The organism is Hydrogenophaga sp., from assembly GCF_018780385.1.
Classification (GTDB): Bacteria; Pseudomonadota; Gammaproteobacteria; order Burkholderiales; family Burkholderiaceae_C; genus Hydrogenophaga.
On record NZ_JADMJO010000024.1, the window covers coordinates 1 to 22977 of the forward strand.

The 22977-nt window shown below is 67.1% G+C and carries 23 protein-coding genes; 5 read left to right on the plus strand and 18 right to left on the minus strand.

All coding sequences use genetic code 11. The features are described from left to right. The 8 genes from IV113_RS10625 to IV113_RS10660 form a co-directional block, all read right to left on the minus strand. On the minus strand, positions 1-535 hold a 535-nt coding region (locus IV113_RS10625; protein ID WP_291084271.1), incomplete at its 3' end, for an ABC transporter permease subunit. 88 nt (positions 536-623) lie between these two features. Continuing rightward, complete coding sequence (locus IV113_RS10630; protein ID WP_291084274.1) at positions 624-1637, minus strand: ABC transporter substrate-binding protein; 1014 nt, start codon at positions 1635-1637, stop codon at positions 624-626. A 169-nt stretch (positions 1638-1806) separates the two neighbouring features. Next, the gene (locus tag IV113_RS10635) at positions 1807-3150 is read right to left on the minus strand and encodes a type II toxin-antitoxin system HipA family toxin (protein WP_291084277.1); all 1344 of its coding nucleotides are present in this window, start codon (positions 3148-3150) and stop codon (positions 1807-1809) included. Positions 3151-3156: 6 nt separating this feature from the next. Further along, positions 3157-3543 carry a helix-turn-helix transcriptional regulator gene (locus tag IV113_RS10640; RefSeq protein ID WP_291084280.1) on the minus strand — a complete coding sequence of 129 codons (387 nt, stop codon included), beginning with the start codon at positions 3541-3543 and terminating at the stop codon, positions 3157-3159. 154 nt (positions 3544-3697) lie between these two features. Beyond that, a complete protein-coding gene (locus IV113_RS10645; RefSeq protein ID WP_082585588.1) occupies positions 3698-3847 on the minus strand; it encodes a DUF3096 domain-containing protein in 150 nt (49 codons plus the stop codon). A gap of 143 nt (positions 3848-3990) precedes the next feature. Next, positions 3991-4542 (minus strand): gamma carbonic anhydrase family protein, encoded by a 552-nt coding sequence (locus tag IV113_RS10650; RefSeq protein WP_291084287.1) that lies wholly within the window; start codon positions 4540-4542, stop codon positions 3991-3993. Positions 4543-4575: 33 nt separating this feature from the next. Continuing rightward, complete coding sequence (locus IV113_RS10655) at positions 4576-5547, minus strand: PDR/VanB family oxidoreductase (RefSeq protein WP_291084290.1); 972 nt, start codon at positions 5545-5547, stop codon at positions 4576-4578. A 3-nt stretch (positions 5548-5550) separates the two neighbouring features. Beyond that, complete coding sequence (locus IV113_RS10660; protein WP_291084292.1) at positions 5551-7110, minus strand: Rieske 2Fe-2S domain-containing protein; 1560 nt, start codon at positions 7108-7110, stop codon at positions 5551-5553. Between the two features lie 153 nt (positions 7111-7263). On the opposite strand from IV113_RS10660, the gene IV113_RS10665 reads away from it, so the two are divergent. Then, positions 7264-7914: a GntR family transcriptional regulator gene (locus IV113_RS10665; RefSeq protein WP_291084295.1), complete on the plus strand. Its 651-nt coding sequence runs from the start codon at positions 7264-7266 to the stop codon at positions 7912-7914. A gap of 16 nt (positions 7915-7930) precedes the next feature. Here the strand turns inward: IV113_RS10665 and IV113_RS10670 are convergent, their stop codons facing one another. From IV113_RS10670 to IV113_RS10680, 3 genes are all read right to left on the minus strand, one after another. Beyond that, a complete protein-coding gene (locus IV113_RS10670) occupies positions 7931-8653 on the minus strand; it encodes an aldolase (RefSeq protein WP_291084298.1) in 723 nt (240 codons plus the stop codon). Between the two features lie 62 nt (positions 8654-8715). Further along, positions 8716-9030, minus strand: coding sequence for a hypothetical protein (locus IV113_RS10675; protein ID WP_291084301.1), 315 nt, complete (start codon positions 9028-9030; stop codon positions 8716-8718). 131 nt (positions 9031-9161) lie between these two features. Further along, a complete protein-coding gene (locus IV113_RS10680; protein WP_291084303.1) occupies positions 9162-10685 on the minus strand; it encodes an AMP-binding protein in 1524 nt (507 codons plus the stop codon). A gap of 108 nt (positions 10686-10793) precedes the next feature. Here IV113_RS10680 and IV113_RS10685 point away from each other — a divergent pair, with 108 nt between their 5' ends. Then, positions 10794-11294: a hypothetical protein gene (locus IV113_RS10685; RefSeq protein WP_291084306.1), complete on the plus strand. Its 501-nt coding sequence runs from the start codon at positions 10794-10796 to the stop codon at positions 11292-11294. On the opposite strand, the gene IV113_RS10690 is transcribed toward IV113_RS10685, so the two are convergent. From IV113_RS10690 to IV113_RS10720, 7 genes are all read right to left on the minus strand, one after another. After that, a complete protein-coding gene (locus tag IV113_RS10690) occupies positions 11291-12355 on the minus strand; it encodes a histidinol-phosphate transaminase (RefSeq protein ID WP_291084309.1) in 1065 nt (354 codons plus the stop codon). The genes IV113_RS10685 and IV113_RS10690 overlap by 4 nt on opposite strands. A 10-nt stretch (positions 12356-12365) precedes the next feature. Beyond that, on the minus strand, positions 12366-13175 hold the full coding sequence (locus IV113_RS10695; RefSeq protein ID WP_291084312.1) for a serine protease: 810 nt from the start codon (positions 13173-13175) through the stop codon (positions 12366-12368). Positions 13176-13207: 32 nt separating this feature from the next. Continuing rightward, positions 13208-13393 (minus strand): CsbD family protein, encoded by a 186-nt coding sequence (locus IV113_RS10700; RefSeq protein WP_291084315.1) that lies wholly within the window; start codon positions 13391-13393, stop codon positions 13208-13210. After that, positions 13390-14511 carry a PHB depolymerase family esterase gene (locus IV113_RS10705; protein WP_291084318.1) on the minus strand — a complete coding sequence of 374 codons (1122 nt, stop codon included), beginning with the start codon at positions 14509-14511 and terminating at the stop codon, positions 13390-13392. Before IV113_RS10705 ends, IV113_RS10700 begins: the two co-directional genes overlap by 4 nt. Positions 14512-14523: 12 nt before the next feature. Further along, complete coding sequence (locus tag IV113_RS10710) at positions 14524-15345, minus strand: alpha/beta hydrolase (RefSeq protein ID WP_291084321.1); 822 nt, start codon at positions 15343-15345, stop codon at positions 14524-14526. Between the two features lie 104 nt (positions 15346-15449). Beyond that, positions 15450-17957: an FtsX-like permease family protein gene (locus IV113_RS10715; RefSeq protein ID WP_291084324.1), complete on the minus strand. Its 2508-nt coding sequence runs from the start codon at positions 17955-17957 to the stop codon at positions 15450-15452. Beyond that, positions 17941-18639: an ABC transporter ATP-binding protein gene (locus IV113_RS10720; RefSeq protein ID WP_291084326.1), complete on the minus strand. Its 699-nt coding sequence runs from the start codon at positions 18637-18639 to the stop codon at positions 17941-17943. The genes IV113_RS10715 and IV113_RS10720 overlap by 17 nt, the downstream gene beginning before the upstream one ends. Positions 18640-18984: 345 nt before the next feature. Here IV113_RS10720 and IV113_RS10725 point away from each other — a divergent pair, with 345 nt between their 5' ends. Genes IV113_RS10725 through IV113_RS10735 form a run of 3 tightly spaced genes read left to right on the plus strand, consistent with a single transcriptional unit; the run spans position 18985 to position 22963 of the window. Continuing rightward, complete coding sequence (locus tag IV113_RS10725) at positions 18985-19890, plus strand: ABC transporter substrate-binding protein (protein WP_291084328.1); 906 nt, start codon at positions 18985-18987, stop codon at positions 19888-19890. Next, on the plus strand, positions 19887-22538 hold the full coding sequence (locus IV113_RS10730; RefSeq protein WP_291084330.1) for a PAS domain S-box protein: 2652 nt from the start codon (positions 19887-19889) through the stop codon (positions 22536-22538). Before IV113_RS10725 ends, IV113_RS10730 begins: the two co-directional genes overlap by 4 nt. Continuing rightward, positions 22535-22963: a response regulator gene (locus tag IV113_RS10735; protein WP_291084333.1), complete on the plus strand. Its 429-nt coding sequence runs from the start codon at positions 22535-22537 to the stop codon at positions 22961-22963. The genes IV113_RS10730 and IV113_RS10735 overlap by 4 nt, the downstream gene beginning before the upstream one ends. Positions 22964-22977: the final 14 nt, after the last annotated feature.

Genomic DNA, 22977 nt, shown 5'->3' on the forward strand with positions numbered 1-22977 from the left:
TGGCCGCCATCACGCGCTGCTTGCGCGCGTTGATCACGCCGTAGGCGCTGTTGAAGACCACGATCAGCAGCGCGCCAAACGCGGCGATGGCCACCTTGTTGATGTCGGACACGCCGAACACCATGAGGAACAGCGGGATGAGCGCTGACGAAGGCGTGGAGCGGAAGAAGTCGATCAGGAACTCCACGCTGCGGTAGGCCTTTTCGTTGCTGCCCAGCAGCACACCCAGCGGCATGCCGACGATGGCCGCGATCAGGAAGGCCTGCACCGTGCGCCAGACTGTGACGAGGAAGTCGCCCAGCAGAGGGCCACCGGCCAGACCACCCACCAGGGCGCGCATCGCGTCCAGCGGTGGCGGCAGCAGGATGGGTTTGATGAAGCCGGTGCGCACCACCAGGTCCCAGATGATGAAGAGCACAACCGGGCCCACGAAGGGCAGGGCGCGTCCCCAGTCGGTCTTGCGGGGCACCGGGGCCGCGTTGGCGGCTGGGGGTGTCCAGGGCTTGGCGGCTTCCGCCGCGTTGGGCGCGGTCATGGCGCCGCCGGGCCGCCCCAAGGCGACATGCGTCCCCTTGGGGGGCAGAGCAGCCGCAAAGCGGCAAACGTGGGGGCTGTCATTTTTTTCAGCCTTTGTAGATCATGGTGTCGACCATGAGGCGCGAGCTGAAGATGCCCTTCTCGGAAAACAAGTCGAAGAACTTCTGGAAGTGGCCGATGTCGGCGGGCGTGAACTCGTTGTACATCGTGTAGGCGGCCAGTGGCACCTCGCCGGCGAGTGCGCCTTCGATGGGGGTGTAGCCCGTGAGGTACTTGCGCGCCTCCACCGGCTTGCTGCGCACGTAGGCCACGCCCTTGGCGTACGCCGCCACAAACTTCTTCGCCGCCTCGGGGTTCTTCTTGATGAACTCGGACGACAGCGATGCCGAGCCGCCGAACCACGGCGCCATGTTGTCGCCCAGCACGTAGCGTGCAATGACACCAGCCTCCAGCACGCGGCTGGTGCCGTTCAGGCGGCCGATGGTGCCCGTGGGCTCCAGCGTGTAGGCGCCGTCGATCTGGCCTGCGGCGAGCGCGGCCACGTGCTGGCCGATGGGCAGTTCAACCACGGTGGCACCGGTGGCGCCACCGCGCTCCAGGATGGTCTTGGCCAGGGTCACGTTCTGGATGCCGGGGCCCGAGGCCACGCGCTTGCCCTTGAGGTCGGCCATCACCTTGGCGGGGCTGGCCACCGGCACGATGACTTCGTCGAGCACGTTCTTCACGTTGCTGGGGTTGGAGCAGAAGATCTTGAAGGTGCCCGGCTGGGCGAGTTCGCCGATGGCGACGTTGGCCGACCCCGTGCCGTTGGCCGTGCCGTCGGAGCGGCCCGAGAGCACCGCTTCCATCACCTGCTGGGCGCCAGCGAACTTCAAAGGCTCCACGTCCAGGCCGGCTTCCTTGAAATAGCCCAGCTCGATGGCCGAATAGAACGGCAGGCCGGCGGCGATGGGCCAGTAGCCCAGGCGCACCTTGGTGGCGGCCTGCGCGCGCAGGATGCGCGGTGCGCCCAGCGCGCCGATGGCGGCACCCGCGACACCGAGCTGCAGCACGGTGCGGCGGCTGGAGGAAGTGGGCATGGTGATGAGGGATTTCTTCATGGAGGACTCCAGCGGGTTGAACAAGGGATGACGCACCAGGATGGAAGCGACCCGCACCATGCGTGAGCATTCCGTCTTGTATTCAAGATGGCTTGCAAGCTTGATGCCAACCCGCAGGCGTGAAAAAGCCCGCCGCACTCCAGGTGCGACGGGCTTTGGTGTGCCGGCGTCAGCGGAAAATCCTGGGTGTGCCCGCCCTGCGCTTGCGTGGCCCAGGGCTCGCTGCGGGGTGTCGGTGCTCGTCGCGCTGCTGCTTCAGCTCGTCACTGTCGATGAACTCGGCGAGCGCCTCGATGTCCCCGGCCGTCACGCCACATGCGGTGAAGTGCGCATGCCAGCCGTCGACCACGCGCACCACCTCGCTCACCGCGTCGCGCGCCTGCGTTTCATCCAGCCCGAAATCCCGGTGCACCGAGATGGCGGCTTGCAGGTCGGGGTCGACGACATCGTCGGCAATCATGAATTCGTGCGCGAGCGCGCCGGAGCCGGTGGTGACCACGTCGTAGGCGTCGCTCAGGTTGACCACCGGCACCCCGTTGATGAACTCGTAGGTCACCGCGTGGTTCTTCTCGTGGTCGTCGGTGTTGGCGATCAGGATGTTGAAAGCCATCCGCCGAAACAGGTCCTGCAGGTGTTGGTCCAGACGCTGCACATTGCCCATGGCGCGCAGGCGGCGGGCCAGTTGCGGATACCCGTACTGGGGCTCTTCTCCCTGAGGCGTCGCCGCGCGCAGGAGCGTGGAGGCCGACACGCTGTGCACGCGGGTGTTGCCAATGCGGTCAAAGCGACGCACGGCGATCGCATGTTCGGCCGGCAGTGTGATGACGCGCGTCTGCGCCACCCGCACCCCGGCCGTTTGAGCCAACGTCATGCAGGCGTGCTCCACGAGGGGCTGGTCCCAGGGTTCACCGTCGAAGAATTTAACGACCCACTCTTCGCCTTCGATGTTGACAACAGCCTTGGGCTTGGCACCGCCCAGGCTGCCCCCCGCGCCAAGCAGTTCCCTGCGCTGTGTGGTGAGTTCACCCTCACCGCTTTGGATGACGGCGGCCGCTTCGGCCAGCGTGGGCACGTCGTGCAAGCGAGGCAGGGGCCTGCGGTTGAAGGGCTGGTACTCCGTGTCGGACCCGCTGACGCCCAGAGCGCCAAAACGGTCGTCGCCGGCGAGGTAGAGGTGGTCGCGCAGCGTTGCGCCCTTTTTGTAGAGGGTGCGGATCACCTTCTCGCCCCACCGGTCCGGACGCGAGTCGTCCAGCGCACCGGGCGCTGCGGGCTCGCGGTGGCGCCGGTGCACGGGTGAATGGGTTCGCTCGCGCAGCGGCATGTCTTCGCTCAGCGCAAAGCCGTCGTGCTGCCACGACGGTGTGTAGGTGAGGCTTGCATCGCCATTGCTCACGCGCCCGATCTCACCGATGAGAACCGGGTTGTGCGGGTCAGCCAGGTACCAGACAAACAGACGCTCGGGCACGGCTGCGGCCGTGCGCTTGAGGGGTGTGGGTTGGCGCGCCGGCATGGGGCGTCACGCCTTCGGGGTGGGCTTGAGCGCCTTGGCCTGGCGGCTGAGGCGCACGTTCATGGCGCGTGTGGCGCGCTGCTTGCCCAACTGGATGGCTTCATTCACGTCCATCTCCAATGCGTCCCGGTCGAATTCGGGGGCGGCGATGCGTGCGAGCTCACCGTCGCGGCCGATCAACCACAAGGCCTGGGCATAGGCGCCCAGCGAGACGGTGGGGTCTCCGTTTTCCATCCGGCTCAACGTGGGCACCGACACGCCGATGCGCTTGGCGCGCGTGGCCAGTGATTCCTTGCGGCGCACGCGTGCCACCGCCAGATGCGAGCCCATTGTCTCGATGGCGCTCAGCGTGGCGGGTGTGAGATTGAGGACGGCCTGTGATTGCTTTGACATGAACGTGTATTTTATCTTTAGTGATATTCACGTCAACATATATGTTCAATTGTTGGGTGGGCTGAATCTGAAGCCGCAGCGCTTTTCCCATGAAAAAAGGGGCACTGCCTGAGACAGTACCCCTGGTGGTTGCATGCGGCTCAGGCCGCACGCATCACAAGCCGAGGTTGCGACCGAACAGGCCGATCACGCCCACGATGATCAGGTAGAAGGCAACGATGTAGTTCAGCATGCGCGGCATGATGAGGATCAGGATGCCGGCGATGAGGGCCACCAGGGGGCCGATGCTCAGGTGAAGGTTCATGGCGGTTCTTCTTGAAAGAGGGTCGTGCTGGCGCCGCAGAGGTTGCGGCGCACCAGCCCGGGCATTTCATCATGTCGGGCCGGCCCTCGCGGCGTCTGTGCGACGCCATACACACCGAGCGGGCCTCACTGGGTGGAATTCGCTCAGCACAGTTGCTGAAAGGCCCGCTGGATCATCGAGCCCGTGAGCAGCCGACGCAGCACGCCGGCCTCGTCGCGCTGGCCGGTGGCGTCCTTGCCCAGGCCTGAGATTTCGTCTGCCGTCAGCGCCCGCACCACGTGGGCAGGCATGCCCGCAATCAGGGTGCCGTCGGGAAACGTGGCACCGTGCGGCACCAGCGTGCCGTCGGCCACGATGCAGTGGCGCCCGATGACGGCGCCACCGAAGATCACCGCTCTAACGCCCACCCGCGTGCCGTCCCCGATCACGCAGCCCTGCAGCACGGCCCCGTTGTCGATGACCACGCCACGGCCGATGCGCACCGGCGTGTCGCACTCGTTGTGGATCACGGCGCCGTCGCGGATGCTGCTGTCCTCACCCACTTCGATGGGCTGCGAGTCGGCGTGCAGCACGGCGTTTGGCCACACGCCACAGCCAGCGCCCAGCCGCACATCGCCGATCACCGCCGCGGTCTCCGCCACATAGCAGGTGCTGTTCACGGAAGGGCGCTTGTCGTAAGCCGCATAAATGCCCATGGCTTGGCTCCTGGATGCGGTGGGGTGGTGGCGTCACAGGTGCAGCGTGATGCTGCGACTCGTGACGCGGGAAACACAGAGCGTGAGGCAGCTATTCTTCTCATCGTCGCCCAGGATGAAGTCGTTGTGCTCGACCTCACCGTCTACGTAGCCAGTCTTGCAGGTGCCGCACAGCCCGCTCATGCACGACGTGGGCACATGGATGCCGTTTTGGCTCAGCAGCTCCAACAGGTCGCCGCCGTCGGGAAGCACCAGTTCCCGCCCCGATTGCGCCAGCCGCACGGTGGCCCCGGTGGTGGGGGCCGGGGGCTCGGTGCGCGTCGGTGCCTGGAAGTGCTCCGAATGCACGGTGCCCGGCCGCCAATGAGCGGCGGCCTGACCGCAGGCTTTCATGAACCCGGGTGGCCCGCAGAAATACAGGTGGGTGCCCTCGGGCTGACTCTCCAGCAGGGCGACCAGGTCCAGGCCCGCACCGACCTGGCCGTTGTCGAAATGCCAGCGCGCCGAGCCCGGGGCCCGGCGGTTGAGGGCGTCGAGTTCTTCGGTGAAGGCGGCCACCTCGCGGGAGCGTGCGCAGTAGTGCAGCTCGAACGGTGTGCCGGCCTGCAGCAGGCTGTGCGCCATGGACTTCAGTGGAGTGATGCCGATGCCACCGGCCAGCAGCAGGGCCGAGGTCTGGTCGGGCTGCAGTTCGAACTGGTTGCGCGGGTGGCTCACGCGCACCGTGTCGCCGACCTTCAACGCCTCGTGCACGCGCAGCGAGCCGCCGCGACCGTTGACGTCTTTCAACACACCGATGACGTAGCGGCGTGTCTCGGCCGGGTCGTTGCACAGCGAGTACTGCCGCACCAGGCCGCCAGGCAGGTGCACGTCGATGTGGGCCCCGGCGGTGAAGGGCGGGAGGCGCTCGTGGTCGAGCGCACACAGCTCGAACGAGTGGATGCCGGTCGCTTCCATGCGGATCTGGCGGATCCGCAAATCCAGCAAGGTGTCGAGTTCGGTCATCGATCAGGACGCTGAGGCGCTGGCTTTCATCTCGGCTTCCAGCGCAAGCATCTTCGTCTTGACGAACCGCTCGCGCTCGGCGCCCTTGAGGTGTTCGCTCTCGGCCAGCATGGTCACCACCGCCTTGGTCACGTGGCGCCGGCGCACGATTTCGTCTTCCACGCGCGCGCCCACCGGGATCTCCAGCACGTTGCCCGAGCAGAAGCTGCGCGGCATGCCGGCGGCTTCTCGCAGCCACTCGGCGAAGCCCTCGGCGCTGGCGTTTTTATTGGTGCCGCGCACGGCGTCGCGCAGCAGCTTGCGGAACATGTAGACCCCGGCATCGAGCTTGGTGGGGTTTTCCAACGCGTGCACCGCGATCGGCCGCTGGCTGATGATGGCCTCATAGTCACCCGGCGCGTACTGCGCCTGCTTGTAGTTGGCGCGCATGCGGTGGTTGGTCGGAACCTCCGGCCGGTCGTTGATGTCGTGCTCTCCAAAGCGCTCTGGCCGGCGCAGTGCGACCTGACCTTCCAGAAAGTCGATCGACTCGTAGCCCACCAGCGACTTGATGCCCACGCCGCGCGTGTCGATGCCCGGGCCCATCACGCGCCAGCCGATCATCTTGCTGTTGACGTCGTCCACCGGCACGGTCCAACGAATGATGTGGAAGCGGCTGAAGTGCTTTTGCGCCGAGCCGTCTTCGGACGTGTAGGCGTGCAGGCTGAGGTTGGGCAGCACCTGGTGCTGCACGCGGATGAACAGGCGGTCGTCGCTGACACGGCGCGCGCCCGCGCAGGCCAGTGAGCGGCCCCCTTGCACCGGCACGAACTGCATGTCGGGTGCCACCTCCATCGATGGCGCGCCCACCTCGTCGAACGTGGTGCCCTGGAAATTCCCGCCCACCACGTTCTTGGCCGAGTGCAGCGTGGCGGTGTGGAAGTTGTCGGCGGCGTTGTCCTGCACCTGCAGCCAGTTGCAGTGCTGGAAGTTGCTGTAGGGCACCAGCTCGTCGCCGGGCAACACTGTGAAGTCGCTTTCCCACTCGGGGAACGGTGGCTCCTTCTCGGGCGGGCCCATGTAGGCAAACACCAGCCCGTTGCGCTCGAAGGCCTTGTAGGCGCCCTGGCGGATCGAGCAGGCGTAGCGCTCGGCGTCCGCCTCTTCGCCCTTGGGGAAGGGCACCTTCAGGCAGGTGCCGTCGATGTCGAACACCATGCCGTGGTAGCAGCACATGATCCCGCGCTCCTGGATGGAGCCGTATTCCAGCGAGGCACCGCGGTGCACGCAATGGGCGTGCAGCAGGCCGACGCGACCGCTCTTGTCGCGAAAAGCCACCAGCTCCTCGCCCAGGATCATCAGGAAATGCGGTGTGTCCGTGAGCTCCATGGACATGCAGACCGGCTGCCAGAAGCTGCGCATGTACTCGCCCGTGGGCGTGCCCGGCCCCACCTCGGTCAGCTCCGGGTCGTGGCCCGGGATCTTGTTGGTGTGGTAGCCGCCATAGGGAATCAGCTTCTTTTCCATCGGTGCGGCGGTGCCGGTCGAGCGTTGGCTGTCGAGTTTGTCCATGGGCTGGGTCATGCGGTGTCTCCGGCGGTTTGTGGGGTAAAAATTGGAGTTCTGAACTCTGAATACAGAGTTCAAAGATAAAAGGGATGGGCGGATCTGTCAACCCAAATCGGTTTACCCTTCTGTCTTTCGCTGTACTCTGAATCCAAAATACAGAAGGTCACCATGTCGTTCACGGCAAAGCTCCCCTCCCGCACCAACTACGTGGACGAGGTCTACAAGGTCCTGCTGGACGCGATCAGCGACGGCTCGCTGGCCCCGGGAACCCGCATCACGCAGGAAGAAGTGGCCGAACAGCTCGAGGTGTCGCGTTCACCCGTCATCCAGGCCTTGCGCCAGCTCAAGACCGACGGGCTGGTGCAGGACGCGCCCGGGCGCGGTGTGCTCATCACCCCGCTCGACCCGCAGACCATCGGGCACGTCTACAAGATCCGGGGTGTGCTGGACGAGCTGGCTGCGGGTTTGGCGGCCGAGCGCCGGGCGCGGATCGATCCGGACATCATTCGCAAGGGCCGTGAGGCGAGCGCCGGTGACGACGTGCGCGCCATGATCGACGCCGACATGGCCTTCCACCGCGCCGTGTACCAGGCCAGCGGCAACCCGCTCATTGAAGACAGCTCACGCATGCACTGGGTCCACCTGCGCCGGGTGATGGGTGGCGTCATCCAGCTGCACGGCCTGCGCCGACCGATCTGGGACGAACACCAGGCGATTGCCGATGCGATCGAAGCCGGCGACGTGGTCCAGGCGCGCGCGCTGGCGCTGCAACACGCTGCACGCGCCAGCGAGAACCTGCTGGCCCGCCTGGGCGCCTGATGCGGCGGCGCCTCAGCTAAACGGTGCGGCGCAAGGCCTCGAAAAACAGCTCCGACTGCAGACGCTCGCTGTGCATCTGGCTGGCCACGCGCGCGGCGGTGGCCGCGTCGGCCGGCTGAAGCGGCCGTCCGGTGGACTGGGCCAGCACCTGCGCCATGCAGGCGCGCTCCAGGTAGTAGAGATCGTCGAAAGCGTGGTCCATGCGCGCGCCACACACCACCACGCCGTGGTTGGCCAGAAAGGCGATGTCGGCCGAGCCCATGGCGCGTGCGATGCGCTCGCCTTCGCGCTGGTCCAGCGCGAGGCCGTTGTAGTGCGGGTCGATCGCCACCCGGCCATGAAAGCGCATGGCGTTCTGCGACAGCGCGGTGTCCAGCGCGCGGTCTTGCGTGAGCGTGAGGGCGGTGGCGTAAGGCATGTGCGTGTGCAGCACCACGGTCTGGCGAGCAAGCCGGTGTATGCCGCTGTGGATGTGCATGGCGGTCGACTCCACCGGGTGCCGACCAACCAGAGCCTCACCGTGTGTGTCCACCATCACGATGTCGTCGGCCTGCACTTCGCTCCACAGCAGGCCACGTGGGTTGAGCAGGAAACGGCCCGATCCGTCGGCCAGTTCCACGCTGAAGTGGTTGCAAACGCCTTCGGACAAACCGAAACGGGCGGCGGCGCGCAAGGCCAGAGCGAGGTCGGCCCGCGTTTGCCGGCAGCGGTCGGCGTGGAAGTCGGCTTCGTGGTTCATGGGGCGGTGTGTGGTGGAGCAGATCGTGCGATTCTGCCGGGCTCACCCGCCCATGGCGCCCGTTACCTTTCGCGGAACGCGGGGGCCTGTGCGAAGGCAAGGCCTCCGCTTTGTGTTCGCTGGTAGTTGGCCTCGCTGACCTGCGGACTGCCGCGCCACTTGCGCACCACATGGATGCTGCTGAGCCTGTCGACCAGACTCAGACGTGGATAGACCGCGGACAGCACCACGAGAGCGGCCTCCTTGGGCGTGAGATGTTCGCGCAGCGCCGTTGACAGCACCTCTTCGCGAAAAGCGGGGTTCAGTTCGGAGGTGGTGATGCCCAGCTCGAGCAGGGCGGCGTTGAAGGAGCGGTGGTACCAGAATTTTTTGAACATGTTGGCAGTAGATGCCTGAAACACGCTTCGGTTCCATCGTTGACAGGTAACGGAATGGTTAAGCTGTGCCAGCGAATCACAAACAGCAAGAGACGTGACCGCAGGCAACACACCCCCCCCCGTTTCAGCGCTCACAAGCGGGTGCGCAGCTCCGTCTTGAGCACCTTGCCGTAATTGTTCTTGGGCAGCTCGTTCACCAGCACATAACGCTTGGGTCGTTTGAAGCGCGCCATTTGCGCCAGGCAATGCGCATCCAGCTGCTCGGTGGTCACACTCGCACGGGATTGAACGACCACAAAGGCCACCACCACCTCGCCCCACTCGGCGTCGGGCGCGCCCACCACCGCCACCTCGGCCACGCCCGGCGCGGTGAGCAGCACCTCTTCAACCTCGCGCGGATAGATGTTGGAGCCACCGCTGATGATCAAGTCCTTGCTGCGGTCCTTGAGCGTGAGGAAGCCGTCGGCGTCCAGGCAGCCCACGTCGCCGGTGAAGAGCCAGCCGTCACGCACCGCGGCGGTTGAGGCCTCGGGGTTGAGCCAGTAGCCGGCCATCACGCTGTCACCCTTGATCAGCACCTCGCCCACCTCACCCGTGGGCAGGCTTCGGCCATCTGTATCGGCCACGCGCACCTGCACCGGCGTCTGCGCCACACCCACCGAGGCCATGCGCTCGGCCCAGCGCGGGTGTGTGGTGTCGGCCAGTTGCTGGCGCGAGAGCGCGGTGCCCACCATGGGTGTCTCGCCCTGACCGTAGATCTGCACGAAGCGCGGGCCCATCACGCGCAAGGCGCGCGCGATGTCGGCCGCGTACATGGGGGCGCCGCCGTACACGATGGTCTTGAAGGCGCGAGCCGAAACGTCTGCGGACAGGCCGTGCTGCTCGGCGTGGTCCACCAGGCGCTTGACGATGGTGGGAGCGGCGAAGGTGGAGAGCGGCCCGAGGGCCTCACCCAACGCAAACAGCTCGGCCGGGTCCACACCGCCGGAAGCCGGCACCAGGTGGCGCGCGCCGGCCATGAGGTGCGGGATGGCGTAGATGCCCGCACCGTGCGACATGGGCGCGGCGTAGGCGATCACGTCATCGGCCGTCACCGGGTCCACGTCGACGAAATAGGTCAGCCCCATGGTCATGAGGTTGCGGTGCGTGAGCATCACGCCCTTGGGGCGCCCCGTGGTGCCGCTGGTGTAGAAAAGCCAGGCCACGTCCTGCGCGTCCCGCTCGATCACCGGCACCGCCCACGCATCGCTCACGGGGGCAAGCAGATCGTCGCCAGCGGCGGACTCCACATCGATCTGCTGCTCCAGCCCGGCCAGCGGCGCGTGTGCCACGTCGTGCGTGACGAAGCCCCAGCGTGCGCCGGAGTTGGCCACGATCCACTCGGCCTCGCGCGGGTGCAGCTTGGCGTTCACCGGCACCACCACCAGCCCGGCCCACCAGGCAGCCCACAGGATCTCCAGGTAGCGCGGGTGGTTGCGCATGAACAGCACCACGCGGTCGCCCGGCACCAGGCCGGCGGCCACCATGCGCTGCGCAAGACCCGCGCTGCGTTGCGCCCACTGGCCATGGGTGGCCCAGGCGTCGGTGCCGTGGAAGATGGCGGGGCGGTCGGGGGTCTGGCGCGCGTGGCGCCGCAACAAATGCACAAGGCTCATCGGTGTCTCCGGATCATGGGTGCGCTGGAGCACAGACCTTACACGCAGCGCCGGGTAGCGTGACTGCATGGAAGCGCGCATGTCGTTCAGCGCAGACAAAGGAAAACCATGAAACAACCGTCTCTCATTCTGGCCCGCACCGCTTTGGTCGCGGCCTCTGCCTTGTCCACGGCGGGCGCCTGGGCCCAGACCACCTACGAGCAGGACCGCGCCGCCTGCATGCGCAGCGACTCGCAACACGAGCGCACCAGTTGCCTGCGTGAAGCCGCCGCGGTGCGCGACCAGAGCAAGAAGCGCACGCCCAGACTGGGCGACACGCCGGAGTCGCGCATGCAGAACGCCATGAGGCGCTGCACCGAGCTGCCGCCCGAGAACAAGGCCACCTGCGAGCGCATGGTGCGCGGTGAAGGCACCGTGAGTGGATCGGTGGAGAGCGGTGGCGTGATCCGCGAGCTGGTCACACCGGTGCCGGCGATCCCCCCGATGCAACCCATGCCGCCCGCACAGCCCATGCCTCCCCCGGAACCCATGCCGCCGATGCAGCCCATGGCGCCCCCGCAGCCGATGCAGCCGATGCAGCCGATGCCCGGTGCGCCGGTGGTGCGCTAAACGCGCAAACCGGCGGCGCGAAGAAACGCGCTGTTCTCTTCAACGGTTCCCACCGTCACGCGGATGCAGCCCCGCAGCCCGTGCAGGCTGTCCTGTCGGCGCACCAGCACGCCTTGCGCGAGCAAGTCCGCGTGTGCCGCGGCCGCATCGGGTGTGCGGATCAGCAGGAAGTTGGTGTGTGACGGCAAGACTTGCCAAGTGGGGTGTGCCTGCAGCGCAGTGGCCATGCGTTCGCGCTCACGCAGCGTGATCGCCACGCGCTCCTGCACATAACCCGGTTGCTCCAGCGCGACTTGAGCGCACACCGTCTGCATCAGCGACACACCAAACGGCGGCACCAGCTTGCGCAACTGACGCGCCACCGCGTCAGATGCCAGCGCATAACCCAGCCGCACACCCGCCAGCCCCCAGGCTTTGGAGAAAGTGCGCAGCAGCACCACGTGTTCATGCCGCCGGGCGAGCGCGCGTGCATCGTCGGGCGCGAAGTGGTGGTAGGCCTCGTCCACCACCAGCAGCCAGCCCGGGCAGGCCACTGCCAGGCGTTCCAGTTCGTCCAGCAAGCAGAGCGAGCCAGTGGGTGCATGCGGGCGGGGGATGTAGATGACACCGTGCGGACCGTCGCCCGTGGACGAGCCCAGCGCCGTGATCACCGCATCCATGTCCAGCGACGTGTCGGCACGCAAGGGCACCTCGGTCAGCGACGCGCCGAGCAGCTTGGCATCAAGCGCATACAGCGCGAAATTGGGTGTGACCGTGATCACCCGCCCACCCAGCGCACACAGCTGGATCAGCAAGGCAATCAACACATTGCTGCCGGTGGTGACCACCGTGCCCGAGGCCGACCAACCGTCATGCGCTGCGATCGCATCGCTCAAGGTCTCGGCGTTGAGATCGGTGTAGCGGTGCCACGGGGCATGGCGCAGCCGCTCCAGCGCGATGACCTTCAGCTCGTCGGGAAAGTCGGCGAACGACTCGTTCTGGTCGAGTTTGATCGGGGCGTTGACGGGGGTGAAGGGGTAGTCCGGGCTGTTGAGTACGGCGGGGCGGATGGGGAGGGTCATGGATGGATTGTCAGTCCTCCGCGTCACTCTCCCGAGGCTCCGTGAGCGTCAACAAGATGTCCGCATACCAGGCGCAATTCAAACCCAGCGACTCGTCCAGCACCAGATCCCGGTCGCCCATGTCCATGCGCGACGAGTGCACGCCCAGCAGTTTCCAGGGCAGGGCGGCGGTCTGAGCTTCGGGGGAGGCGTCGCGCATCACCACGGCGGCTCCGCTGGTGCCGCGGTGGGTGCGGGCGTCGGTCAGGAAGTAGCCGTTGCCCTGGAAGCGGATGCCGTAGGGCGAGGCAATGACCGCGTGGCGCAGCACCGGCAGGTGGTGCAGGGCGTCGTGAAAGCCCAGTGGGAAGCCCACCACCAGCAGCGATGCGCCGGGGTGCACTTCGTCGAAGTTGGTCGACATGTGTGCCGGGCTGAATGCGCGGATCACCGACTCGGTGGGCAGCGCGCTGCGGTCGAGTTCGATCACGGCCACGTCGATTTCACCGCCGCTGTCGCGACCCTGGTGCCACACGGCTTCGCCATCGTCGTAGAGCAGCATCGAAAAGCCGGTGGAACGCGTGAGGTTGGACGCGTCCAGGTGCAGTTCGATCTCCAGCCGGTCGGGGAAATGTTGCGTGTCTTCGTCGATCACCACGTGGCGGCTGGTCACGAGGAACAGGCGGTCGTCGCGCTCAAAGAAGAAGCCGCTGGCGTTGGTCAGGGGCTGCTTGCCGTGGAAGGTGGACACACGCGGCGCCGCGAGGAACAGCGGATCAACGGGCGCGGTGATGGGCGCGGCGTTGTCGCCAACGCCATTGCCGGTGGTGGGTGCACTCATCGGCGCGGGCTCGGGGTAGATCGGAGGACGGTTCATTGTTTGAGTGTCGCACCCTTCATGGCTGCCCGGGCGTTGCCCACCAGGCGCTGCGTCTGGCCGACCACCTGACGTTTCACGCCCGAGAGACGCCAGCGCGTGCTGCCCGTGACCTGGCCACAGCGCTCTTCGAGCGAGCCGAGTGCCAGCTTGATCGTGCCCAGCAGTTGATCCTTGTTCATGCGAGTGCCTCGGAGGGGAGTTTGAAAGGGTTGAAGAAGAAGGGGTGTGTGAAGAACGGGTTGGGGCGGGCCGGTGCGGGGCGCGTGGTCGACGCAGCGGGCTTCCTGGTGCCGCCGAACTGTCGCGACACGAAGGCCCAGACCATGCGGGAGGCGTCGGGGCCCTGCGCATCGCTGTAAGGCTGGTTGGCCGCGCCACCGCTCCAGGCGTGGCCGAGCTGGTCCACGTCGATCAAGGTCACGGCGGTGCGACCCCGGTGCTTGAAGTCGGTCACGTGCATGGGGTGGCGCTGGCCGCGCTGCTGGCTGCGCCGGGTGCCGGCTGCTGCACCGCCCGCGAGGGCCCACACTCCGGCGGCGGCGGCGCCGTTGCTGGCGGCCACCACGGCGTCTCGTCCACCCTGGATCACCAGCAGTGGCGGCAGGGGCAACAGCATCTGGCCGGGCGCAGGCGACCACGGCGCGGGCAGGCGGTGCCCGCGCATGGCCGCGAGTGCGGTGGCGGTGGAATCGGCTGCGCCCGGCCCGATGCCCGAGTGCATCACCACCGCCTTGAAGCGCGCGGGGTGTCTCGATGCGATCAGCGCGGCCATGCTCGCGCCGGCCGACAGGCCGGCCAGCGCCACGCTGGCGCGGTCCACCGGTTGCAGCAGGCAGACCTGGTCGATGGCGGCGAGGATCAAGGCCACTTCGCCGTGTGCGCGCCCGCTGCGCGTGTCAAACCAGTTCCAGCAGCGCTGCGCACTGGCCAGGCGGTCTTGTTCGGGGTAGAGCACCAGAAAACGCTCACGCCGGGCCAGCGCATTCATGCGTGTGCTCTGCGCAAAGCCGGCGGCGTCCTGACCGCAACCGTGCAGCATCACCAGCAGCGGCAGGCGCTCGCCGGCCTGCAGGTCGGGCGGGCGATAGAGTCGGTAGCGGCGGGCGCCACCCGGCCCGATGGCCATGCCACTGAGCCAGTCGCCGGGCGTGGCCGGTGGCTGTCTGGCCTTGGCTTTGACCTGCTTCACCACGGCCTTTGCGGTGCGCGTCTGTGCGCGCCGCGTGTTGCGGGTGAGTGTGGCGAGGTTGCGGTTGAACACCTTCACCCAGCTGGACGCCACCGTGCGCTTGGCCATGGTGGTGGCCCCTCAGGCTTTCAGAAACGCCAGCAGGTCTTTGGCCAGGCGCTGCTTGTGGGTGACAAACAGGCCGTGGGGCGCGCCTTCGTATTCGATCAACTGCGCCCCGGCAATGGCGGGCGCGGCCAGGCGGCTGGAGGCCGCGATCGGCACGGTCTTGTCGTCCGTGCCGTGGATCAGCAGGGTGGGCACCTCAAACGCCGCCAGGTCCGGGCGGAAATCGGTGCTGGAGAACGCACGCATGCAGGCCACGGTGGGGCGCAGGCCCGCCTGCATGGCGATGTTGTGCGCCCAGCGCAGGGTTTCGTCGCTGACGCGGCTGTCGGGTGAGCCCAGACCGAAGAAGTCACGGAAGAAGCCGGTGAAGAACTTCGCCCGGTCGTCGGCCAGGGCCTTGGCGGTCTTGTCGAAGGCGGACGCTTCTGCGCCGGTGGGGTTGTCGGCGGTTTTCAGGCGAAACGGCAGCACCGAAGAGATCAGCGCGGTTTTCGCCACGTTCTTGCCGCTGTGGCGCGACATGTAGCGCGCCACCTCGCCGCCACCCATGGAGAAGCCCACCAGCGTGGCGTCCTGCACGTCCATCTGCTCCATCACTTCCCACAGGTCGTCGGCCAGGGTGTCGTAGTCGTAGCCGTTCCAGGGTTGTGACGAGCGACCGAAGCCGCGGCGGTCGTAGGCGATGACACGGTGGCCGGCCTCGACCAGCGAGACGGCCAGGTCGTCCCAGGAGTCGGCGCTCAGGGGCCAGCCGTGGATGAGCACGACCGGACTGCCTTCACCCCAATCCTTGAGGTAGAGCGAGGTCTGGTCGGTGGTGGTGATGCGGTGCATGTGTTTGTGGGGGCGTTGAGACCGAGTGGTGACAGCTTTCCAGTGTCAGAAGCGTGCCGACAGCTGTCTGTACGACAGCGCACGCAGTGGCCCGATCGGGCCGATCAGGTGCCGCTGCGCAGCAACATCGCCGGGTTCAGCCGCATCTGCGCCAGCAGATAACGCGCACCCAGCCCCAGGCTCACCGCGCTCACGCCGATGGCGGTGAGTGCGCCGGTCCAGTACAGGCCCATGGGGTCCAGATCGAGCCGCCAGCGCAGCAGGCCGGTGGCCAGTGCGCTGCCGGCCAGCGTGGCAAAGCCGGCCGTCACCACCGCGAGCAGCAGGTATTCCCAATACAGCACGCGACGCAGGCTGGAGAGGCGCGCGCCCACCGCGTGCATCACCGTGGCCTCGAACACCTGGCGCGCTCGGCTGCTGGCCACCACGCTGGCGAGCACCAGCAGGCTGGCCGCCAGGCACACGCCGGCCACCACCGCCAGGCCACTGCTGGCGCGGCCCATGAGCACGCGCGTTTCGCGCAACAGTGATTCGGTGCGCACGGTGGCGATGTTGGGCGCGGCGGCGGCCAGCCGGTCTTGCGCCTGCAGGGCTTCGGCCGGGTTGAGCCAGGCGGCGCCCACGTGGCGGGTGATGTGGGGGTCGAGCACACCGTCGCTGAAGATGCCTTCCAGCCACAGGCGCGCCTGCAGCCGCTGCTGGCTGTAGATGGCGGTCAGCTCGGCCTGCACCGGTGCGCCCAGAATCTCGAAGGTGAGGCGGTCGCCCACCTTCAGGCCGAGTTGGTCGGCTTCTCGATCTTCCATGGCCACCAGCGGAGCGCCGGTGTGGTTGGCCGGCCACCAGGCGCCGTCGCGGATCACCACGTCGTCGATGTTGCCGGCGCGGTTGCTGAATTTCTGCTCGTCACGCGCTTCGCGCACGCGCTGGCCATCGTCGCTGTCGCGCAGCGCTTCGCCGTTCACCCCGGTGAGGCGGCCCAGCACCAGCGGTGCGGTGGTGAGCTGGCGCAAGCTGGGCTGGGCTTTCAGCGTGTCTTGCAGCAGCGGGATCTGTTCGGTCTGCACGTCGTAGAACACCAGGGCCGGCGCGTTCTCGGGCACGGTTTCGTTCACCGCGCGCAGGAGCGAGGTGACCACCAGCGTGCAGGCCACCAGCAGCGTGAGTGCGGCGCCCAGAGAAAGCAACGCGGCACGCAGCGGCGAGTCGCTGCGCTGCAGGCCGGCCATGGCCAGGCGCAATTCAAACGGCAGGTCGGCACCGGGCCGATTGAGCTGGCTTCGAGCCAGGCCGCGCAGCAGGCGCGTCACGCCTTCGAGCAGCACCAGCAGCAGCACCGTGGCCACCACGAAGGCCAGGCCAAAGCGCGCATCGGGCACGCTGGCCACCACCAGCGCACCCACCACCGCGGCCACGCCACCCGTGAGCCACCACACGCGCCTGGGCGTCTTCAGCGTGTTGCCGTCGATGCCACGAAACAGCGCGGCCGGCGAGACCGACAGCGCGCGGCCCAGCGCGGGCAGTGCGAAGGTGAGCGCGGTCAGCACGCCGAAGCACAGGCCCACCAGCGAGGGCAACCACAGCCCCCTGAGCAGAGGCGCCGGCGGCAACTGCTGCGCGGCGGCCAGCGTACCGCCCAAGGCCAGTGCGTTGCCGATCACCACACCGCCCAGGCTGGAGAGCAGCGCCAGCATCAGGATCTGCAGCAGCACCAGAGCGGCCAGGCGACCATCGCGCAGGCCCACGGCGCGCAGGGTGGCCAGTGTGCCGAGCTTGCCCTGCAAGTAGGCCTGCACACTGTTGAACACGCCCAGCCCGCCAATGAACAAGGCGGAGAAACCAATGAGCAGCAGGCCCGAGCCGATCTGGCCCAGCACCTCGGCCATGCGGTCGCTGCGTTCGTCAAATGTGGTGACTTCGGCTGCCAGATCGGGGAACGCCGCCATGAAAGCGTCGCGCCATTCGGCGGGCTGCGCGGTGCGCACGCGGTAGTGGTACTCCACGCGGCTGAGTGGCTGCACCAGGCCGGTGGTGGCCAGGGCGCCGTCGGCCACCAGCACCGGGGCGCCGCCCCAGTCGGCGCGCAGGCTGCGGTCGGGCTGGCGCACCACCAGGGCGCGCACCTCCAGGCTCAGGTTGCCCACCTCCACGGTGTCGCCAGGTTTGAGGTCGAGACGCCGGGCCAGCGTGGCGTCCAGCGCCGCGCCCCACACACCGTTGATCTCGGTCAGCGCGGCGGCCAGTGGCCCGGCCGGGGCGAGCTCCACCGTGCCGTACAGCGGGTAACGTTGGTCGGCGCTCTGCAGTTCGATCAGCTGCGCACGGCCGTCGGGTGCGCGCAACATGGTGCGCAGCTCCACCAGACGCGAGACCGCGCCGCGTTCGTTCATCCACGCCAGCACCTCGGGCGCCAGTGCCTCCGTCTGCTCCACCTCCAGGTCACCACCAAACAGCAGGCGCGCATCGCTTTGCAGTGCGCCGGCCACCTGGCGGTACAGCCCGCCGCCGGCTGTGACCAGGGCAACCCCCAGCACCAGGCAGGCGCAGAAGATCCACAGATGCCGGCCACTGGCGCGCAGGTCGCGCCAGGCCAGGCTAAACAGGAACCGCATCGGCTGCCTGTCCCGTGGTCATGATGGCGCTCAGATGGCCGTCGTGCAGCCGCAGCACCCGATCGCAGCGGGCGGCGAAGTCGGGATCGTGCGTCACCAGCACCAGTGTGGTGCCGGCCTCCCGATTGAGTTCGAACAACAGGTCGCGGATGGCCTCCCCGGTGTGGTCGTCCAGGTTGCCGGTGGGCTCGTCGGCCAGCAGCAGGCGAGGGCGGTGCACCAGCGCCCGGGCAATGGCCACGCGTTGCTGTTCGCCACCCGAGAGCTGGCTGGGGTAGTGATCTTGCCGCGCGCCCAGGCCAACGCGCTGCAGCAAGGCAGTGGCGCGGCTGTGGGCGTCGCGTTGTCCGGCCATCTGCAGCGGCAGGGCCACGTTGTCCAACGCGCTCAGGCTGGGCAGCAGGTGGAACGACTGGAACACAATGCCGATGCGGTCGCGCCGCAGGTCGGCCAGCGCGTCGGCGTCCATGCCACCGAGTTCGGTGCCGTCGATGGCGATGCGCCCACCGGCCGGGCGCTCCAGGCCCGAGAGCAGCAGCAGCAGGGAGGTCTTGCCCGAGCCCGAAGGCCCGGTGATGGCGATGCGCTGGCCAGCGGCCACCGACAGGTACACCGAGCGCAGCACGTCGATGCGTGCCGAGCCCAGCTGGTAATGCATGGACACGTCTGAAATTTCGATCATGCGGGGTGAGTTCACGCTTGGAGGCAAAGGTTCAGTATGCCCAGCGGTGCCGCAAGCCGCATGGAGCAGGACTTTTTGCGCGCTGCAAGCCCGGGATGTTGCGCCCTCGTGACGCGCAAGCGACCCTGGCGCCCTACACTGGGTAGGGTAGGTGCAACAGAATGTTGTGCGTGATCCTGTGGTTTCCTGATGGACTGACAACACGTTCCTATGACACATGGCGCAAGCCCACTGATGGCCGGCGAACAGGGGAGAGGCGATCTGCGCGGCGGATGGCGAGGCCGCGCGTGGCGCTGTGCCGCTGCCGTGGTGTTGCTGGCGCTGACCGCTTGCGGGGAGCCGGTCATGCCGCCGCTCACCGTGGGCATGAACCCCTGGGTGGGTTACGACCCGCTGGTGCTCGCGCGCGACCGCGGCCTGACCGACCCGCGCCGGCTGCGCGTGGTGGAGCTGCCCTCCGGATCGGAAACGCTGCGCCACCTGCGCAACGGCCTGCTCGATGCCGCCACGCTCACGCTCGACGAAGTCCTGCGACTCGCCGACAGCGGTGTCGAGGTGCGCATCGTGGCGCTGCTCGATGCGTCCAGCGGTGGCGATGCCGTGATGGTTGCGCCGCGCATCGGTTCGCTGGCGCAACTCAAGGGAGAGTTCATAGCCGTGGAAGACTCGGCCGTGGGGTCCCTGCTGCTGCACCGCATGCTGAAGAAGGCGGGTCTGAACCGGGCCGACGTGAGGGTGGTCAACATGGAGGTCACCGAGCACCTGGGGGCTTTGCAGACCGCCCGGGTGGGCGCGGCTGTGACCTACGAGCCTCTGGCCCGCGCCATGGAGCAAGCCGGCTACCGGCGCGTCTTTGACAGCAGCAAGATTCCCGGCGAAATCCTGGACGTGCTGGTGGTGCGCAAGGACGTGCTGCAGCAACGCCCCGCCGACGTGGATGCGTTGCTGGGAGCCTGGTACGCCGGTCTGCACGTGTTCCAGCTCGACACGCCCGGCGCGGCCGACTCGCTGGCCCGGGGCACCGATCTCACGCCATCGGACTACCAGGCGGTGCTGGGTGGTTTGCACTTCTATTCCCGGGAGGCGTCCGCGCGCGAACTCTCGGGGACCCCGCCCGCGCTGGCGGCGCAGGCTCAAAACGTGGTTGGCACACTGACCGAGGTCGGGCTGCTGCGGCAGGCACCGCGCTGGGACGAGCTGATCGATGGTGCCCCCATGCGCCGCTTTCAGACCAGCAGGCAGGCTCCGTGACGAAGCTGTCGTCCCGCCTGACCCTGCCGGGTCGCTGGCTCATGCCATTGATGCTGGTGCTCTTTGCGCTCACGGCGTCCACCATCAACTACGTCGTGCAGTTGCGCGATGTGGGCGCGCAGGTGCTGGATCAGGAGACCCGGCGGTTGCGCGAGCGCCTGAGTGTCGAGCAGAGCCGCCTGAGTGTTCAGTCGGGCATGGACAACCAGGTGCTGGTGCGCCGGCTGGTGGGTGGCCTGGGGTTGTACAGCGGCATGCAACACACCTGGCTGCTGCAGCCCAACGGCCTGGTGCAGGCTTCGCTGGTACGCGCCGACATCGGTCAACCCTTCGGTGAGGTGCTCCGCCAGCGCACCGACCTCGCCGGTGTGAGTGGTGTGGTGTTCAACGGTCCATCGGACGTGGCCATCACCGTGGTTCACCTGGCGGCCCCGCGGCAACTGGTGGGCGTGGTGCCGTTCACCACGGGTCGTCGCCTGATCGCGGTCGTCGATCTGGGCCTGCCCCAGGCCCAGCGATTTGCCGGCATGCAGCAGGAAGCCCTGCGCGAAGGCCTGTTGTTGCTGGGCCTGACCATCCTGCTGGCGCTGGTGGTGCATCTGGTGTGGTTTCGCCGGGCCCGGCGCCTGGCCATGGCCCTCAAGCGCATGGGCGAAGGGGAGTTGCAGGCCCGCGCCGGACTGCACGGATACGACGAACTGGCCATGATCGGCAGCGAGGCCGATCGCATGGCCGAGCGCTTGCTGAGCGGGCAGACACGGTTGCGACACCTGGTCGATCTGGTCGACCGTTCGCCCGTGGTGGTGGTGGAATGGTTCAACGAGCCCGGTTGGCCCGTGAGCTATGTCAGTCAGTCGGTGGCGCAGTGGGGCTACCAGCCCGCGGAGCTGCAGCACGGCAAATTGACCTACGCAGAACTCATCCATCCCGACGACATCGAACGCGTGACGACCGAGGCCGCCCGCTACTTCAAGGATGGGCCCGACGAGCACCGCCAGGAATACCGGTTGCGACGCGCCGACGGAGGCTGGGTCTGGGTTGATGACCGCACCACACTGACCCGTGACGAGCACGGCGTCATCACCGACATCAGCGGAATCTTGCTCGATATCACGGTCCAGAAAGAGGCTCAACTTGCGCAGCAGGAGCAGGCCGAGTTCCTGCGCCTGTTCTACGAACTTCCCTTCATCGGCATGGCGATCTCCGCACCCGACTCCACGCGTTGGCTGCAGGTCAACAGCCAGCTGTGCGCGATCCTGGGCTATTCGCGCGAGGAACTCACGCGCATGACCTGGGCCGAAATGACGCCCCAACCCGATCTGGACGAGAACCTCGCGTTGCGCGACAAGATGCTGGCCAACCGCACCGACAACTACTCGATGCGCAAGCGCTTCGTGCGCAAGGACGGCAGCTTCGTGCACACCGAGATCGATGTGCGTGCGGTGCGCCACCCCGACGGCACGCTCAAGCACCTGTTCGCCACCATCAAGGACATCACCGAGCGGCTGCAGGCGGAAGCGGCGATCGCCAAGCAGAGGGACCTGCTGGAACTGGCCGAGTCCATGGCCGGACTGGGCAGCTGGGTGTACGACACGCAGAATCAGAGCATCTGGTGGTCGCGCCAGATGTACCGCAACTTCGGTCGCGACCCGGCGCTCGGGCCGCCGATGGACCTGGCCGCCTACCTGGCGTGTCTCCACCCCGACGACCGCGCGCGTGCCGACGGTTTCATGCGCGCCGTGTCCCGCGCCGAGGAAATGATCACGGCCGAGTTCCGCCGCCATCCCGAGCTGGGACCGCTGCGCTGGTTCCGTGGCAGTGTGCAGAGCAAGCCCCTGCCCGACCGGGGTGGCTACCACTACAGCGGTACCTTGCTCGACATCACCCAGCTCAAACTGGCCCAGACCACGCTGGAACAGTCCAACGTCGAGCTCGAACAACGCGTGACCGAACGCACCGCCCAGTTGCGGGGCCTCAACGAAGAACTGGAGGCCTTCTCGTACACCGTATCGCACGATCTCAAGGCCCCGCTGCGCGGGATCGACGGCTACAGCCAGCTGCTCGAAGAGGAGCACGGCGCTCAGCTCAATGAAGAAGGGCGCCAGTTCCTGGTCCGCATCCGCCGCGGCGTGTTGCAGATGGGCGACCTGATCTCCGGCCTGCTGGACTACTCGCGCATGGAGCGGCGCACCATGGAGCACCAGCGGGTGGACGTGCCGGCCCTGGTGGCGCAGGTGATCGAAGGCCATGCCGCCGACATCGAGAGCACCCGTGTGCGGCTGAGCCTGCTCCTGGAGCCGATGGTGCTGCAGCTGGATCGGGAAGGCATGGCGGTGGTCATGCGCAACCTGGTGGGCAATGCCATCAAGTTCAGCCGCACCAGGGACCAGCCCGTGGTCGAGATCGGTGCCCGCACCGAGGGCGCGCGTCGTATCCTGTGGGTGCGCGACAACGGGGTGGGCTTTGACATGAAATACCACGACCGCATCTTCGGCATCTTTCAGCGCCTGCAGCGCGCCGAGGACTACCAGGGCACCGGCCTGGGCCTGGCGCTGGTGGCCAAAGCCGTGCAACGCATGGGCGGCCGTGTCTGGGCCGAGAGCCAGCCGGAACAGGGCGCCACTTTCTTTCTGGAATTTCCGTCATGAACAAGCCTGCCTCCCTGCCTCCCATCCTGCTGGTTGAAGACAACCCGATGGACCTGGACCTCACGCTGCGCGCTTTCAACAAGAAGAAGTTCTCCAACACCATCCTGATCGCGCGTGATGGTGAAGAGGCGCTGGCTTTCATGGCGCGCTGGGAAGAAGGAGAGCCGGTGCCGGCGGTCATACTGCTCGACATCAACCTGCCCAAGCTCAATGGACTGGAGGTGCTGCAAAAACTCAAGGCACACCCGTTGTACCGACGCATTCCGGTGGTGGTGCTCACCTCGTCGAAAGAGAACTCCGATCTCAAGACCGCCTACGATCTGGGTGCGAACTCGTACATCGAGAAGCCGGTGAGTTTCAGCAAGTTCATTGAAGTCGCCGAGCACATCGAACTCTATTGGTGCCTGCTCAACGAGCGGCCCTAACCCTGGGAAACAGC

Excerpts from the sequence above, each read along its gene's own strand:
- IV113_RS10695 (WP_291084312.1), bottom strand. The coding sequence starts at position 13,175 with ATGAGTGCACCCACCACCGGCAATGGCGTTGGCGACAACGCCGCGCCC.
- IV113_RS10660 (WP_291084292.1), bottom strand. The coding sequence starts at position 7,110 with ATGACCCAGCCCATGGACAAACTCGACAGCCAACGCTCGACCGGCACC.
- IV113_RS10685 (WP_291084306.1), top strand. The coding sequence starts at position 10,794 with ATGAAACAACCGTCTCTCATTCTGGCCCGCACCGCTTTGGTCGCGGCC.
- IV113_RS10710 (WP_291084321.1), bottom strand. The coding sequence starts at position 15,345 with ATGCACCGCATCACCACCACCGACCAGACCTCGCTCTACCTCAAGGAT.
- IV113_RS10670 (WP_291084298.1), bottom strand. The coding sequence starts at position 8,653 with ATGAACCACGAAGCCGACTTCCACGCCGACCGCTGCCGGCAAACGCGG.
- IV113_RS10675 (WP_291084301.1), bottom strand. The coding sequence starts at position 9,030 with ATGTTCAAAAAATTCTGGTACCACCGCTCCTTCAACGCCGCCCTGCTC.
- IV113_RS10665 (WP_291084295.1), top strand. The coding sequence starts at position 7,264 with ATGTCGTTCACGGCAAAGCTCCCCTCCCGCACCAACTACGTGGACGAG.
- IV113_RS10630 (WP_291084274.1), bottom strand. The coding sequence starts at position 1,637 with ATGAAGAAATCCCTCATCACCATGCCCACTTCCTCCAGCCGCCGCACC.
- IV113_RS10640 (WP_291084280.1), bottom strand. The coding sequence starts at position 3,543 with ATGTCAAAGCAATCACAGGCCGTCCTCAATCTCACACCCGCCACGCTG.
- IV113_RS10650 (WP_291084287.1), bottom strand. The coding sequence starts at position 4,542 with ATGGGCATTTATGCGGCTTACGACAAGCGCCCTTCCGTGAACAGCACC.
- IV113_RS10715 (WP_291084324.1), bottom strand. The coding sequence starts at position 17,957 with ATGCGGTTCCTGTTTAGCCTGGCCTGGCGCGACCTGCGCGCCAGTGGC.
- IV113_RS10735 (WP_291084333.1), top strand. The coding sequence starts at position 22,535 with ATGAACAAGCCTGCCTCCCTGCCTCCCATCCTGCTGGTTGAAGACAAC.
- IV113_RS10645 (WP_082585588.1), bottom strand. The coding sequence starts at position 3,847 with ATGAACCTTCACCTGAGCATCGGCCCCCTGGTGGCCCTCATCGCCGGC.
- IV113_RS10705 (WP_291084318.1), bottom strand. The coding sequence starts at position 14,511 with ATGGCCAAGCGCACGGTGGCGTCCAGCTGGGTGAAGGTGTTCAACCGC.
- IV113_RS10700 (WP_291084315.1), bottom strand. The coding sequence starts at position 13,393 with ATGAACAAGGATCAACTGCTGGGCACGATCAAGCTGGCACTCGGCTCG.
- IV113_RS10690 (WP_291084309.1), bottom strand. The coding sequence starts at position 12,355 with ATGACCCTCCCCATCCGCCCCGCCGTACTCAACAGCCCGGACTACCCC.
- IV113_RS10655 (WP_291084290.1), bottom strand. The coding sequence starts at position 5,547 with ATGACCGAACTCGACACCTTGCTGGATTTGCGGATCCGCCAGATCCGC.
- IV113_RS10635 (WP_291084277.1), bottom strand. The coding sequence starts at position 3,150 with ATGCCGGCGCGCCAACCCACACCCCTCAAGCGCACGGCCGCAGCCGTG.
- IV113_RS10720 (WP_291084326.1), bottom strand. The coding sequence starts at position 18,639 with ATGATCGAAATTTCAGACGTGTCCATGCATTACCAGCTGGGCTCGGCA.
- IV113_RS10725 (WP_291084328.1), top strand. The coding sequence starts at position 18,985 with ATGCCGCCGCTCACCGTGGGCATGAACCCCTGGGTGGGTTACGACCCG.
- IV113_RS10680 (WP_291084303.1), bottom strand. The coding sequence starts at position 10,685 with ATGAGCCTTGTGCATTTGTTGCGGCGCCACGCGCGCCAGACCCCCGAC.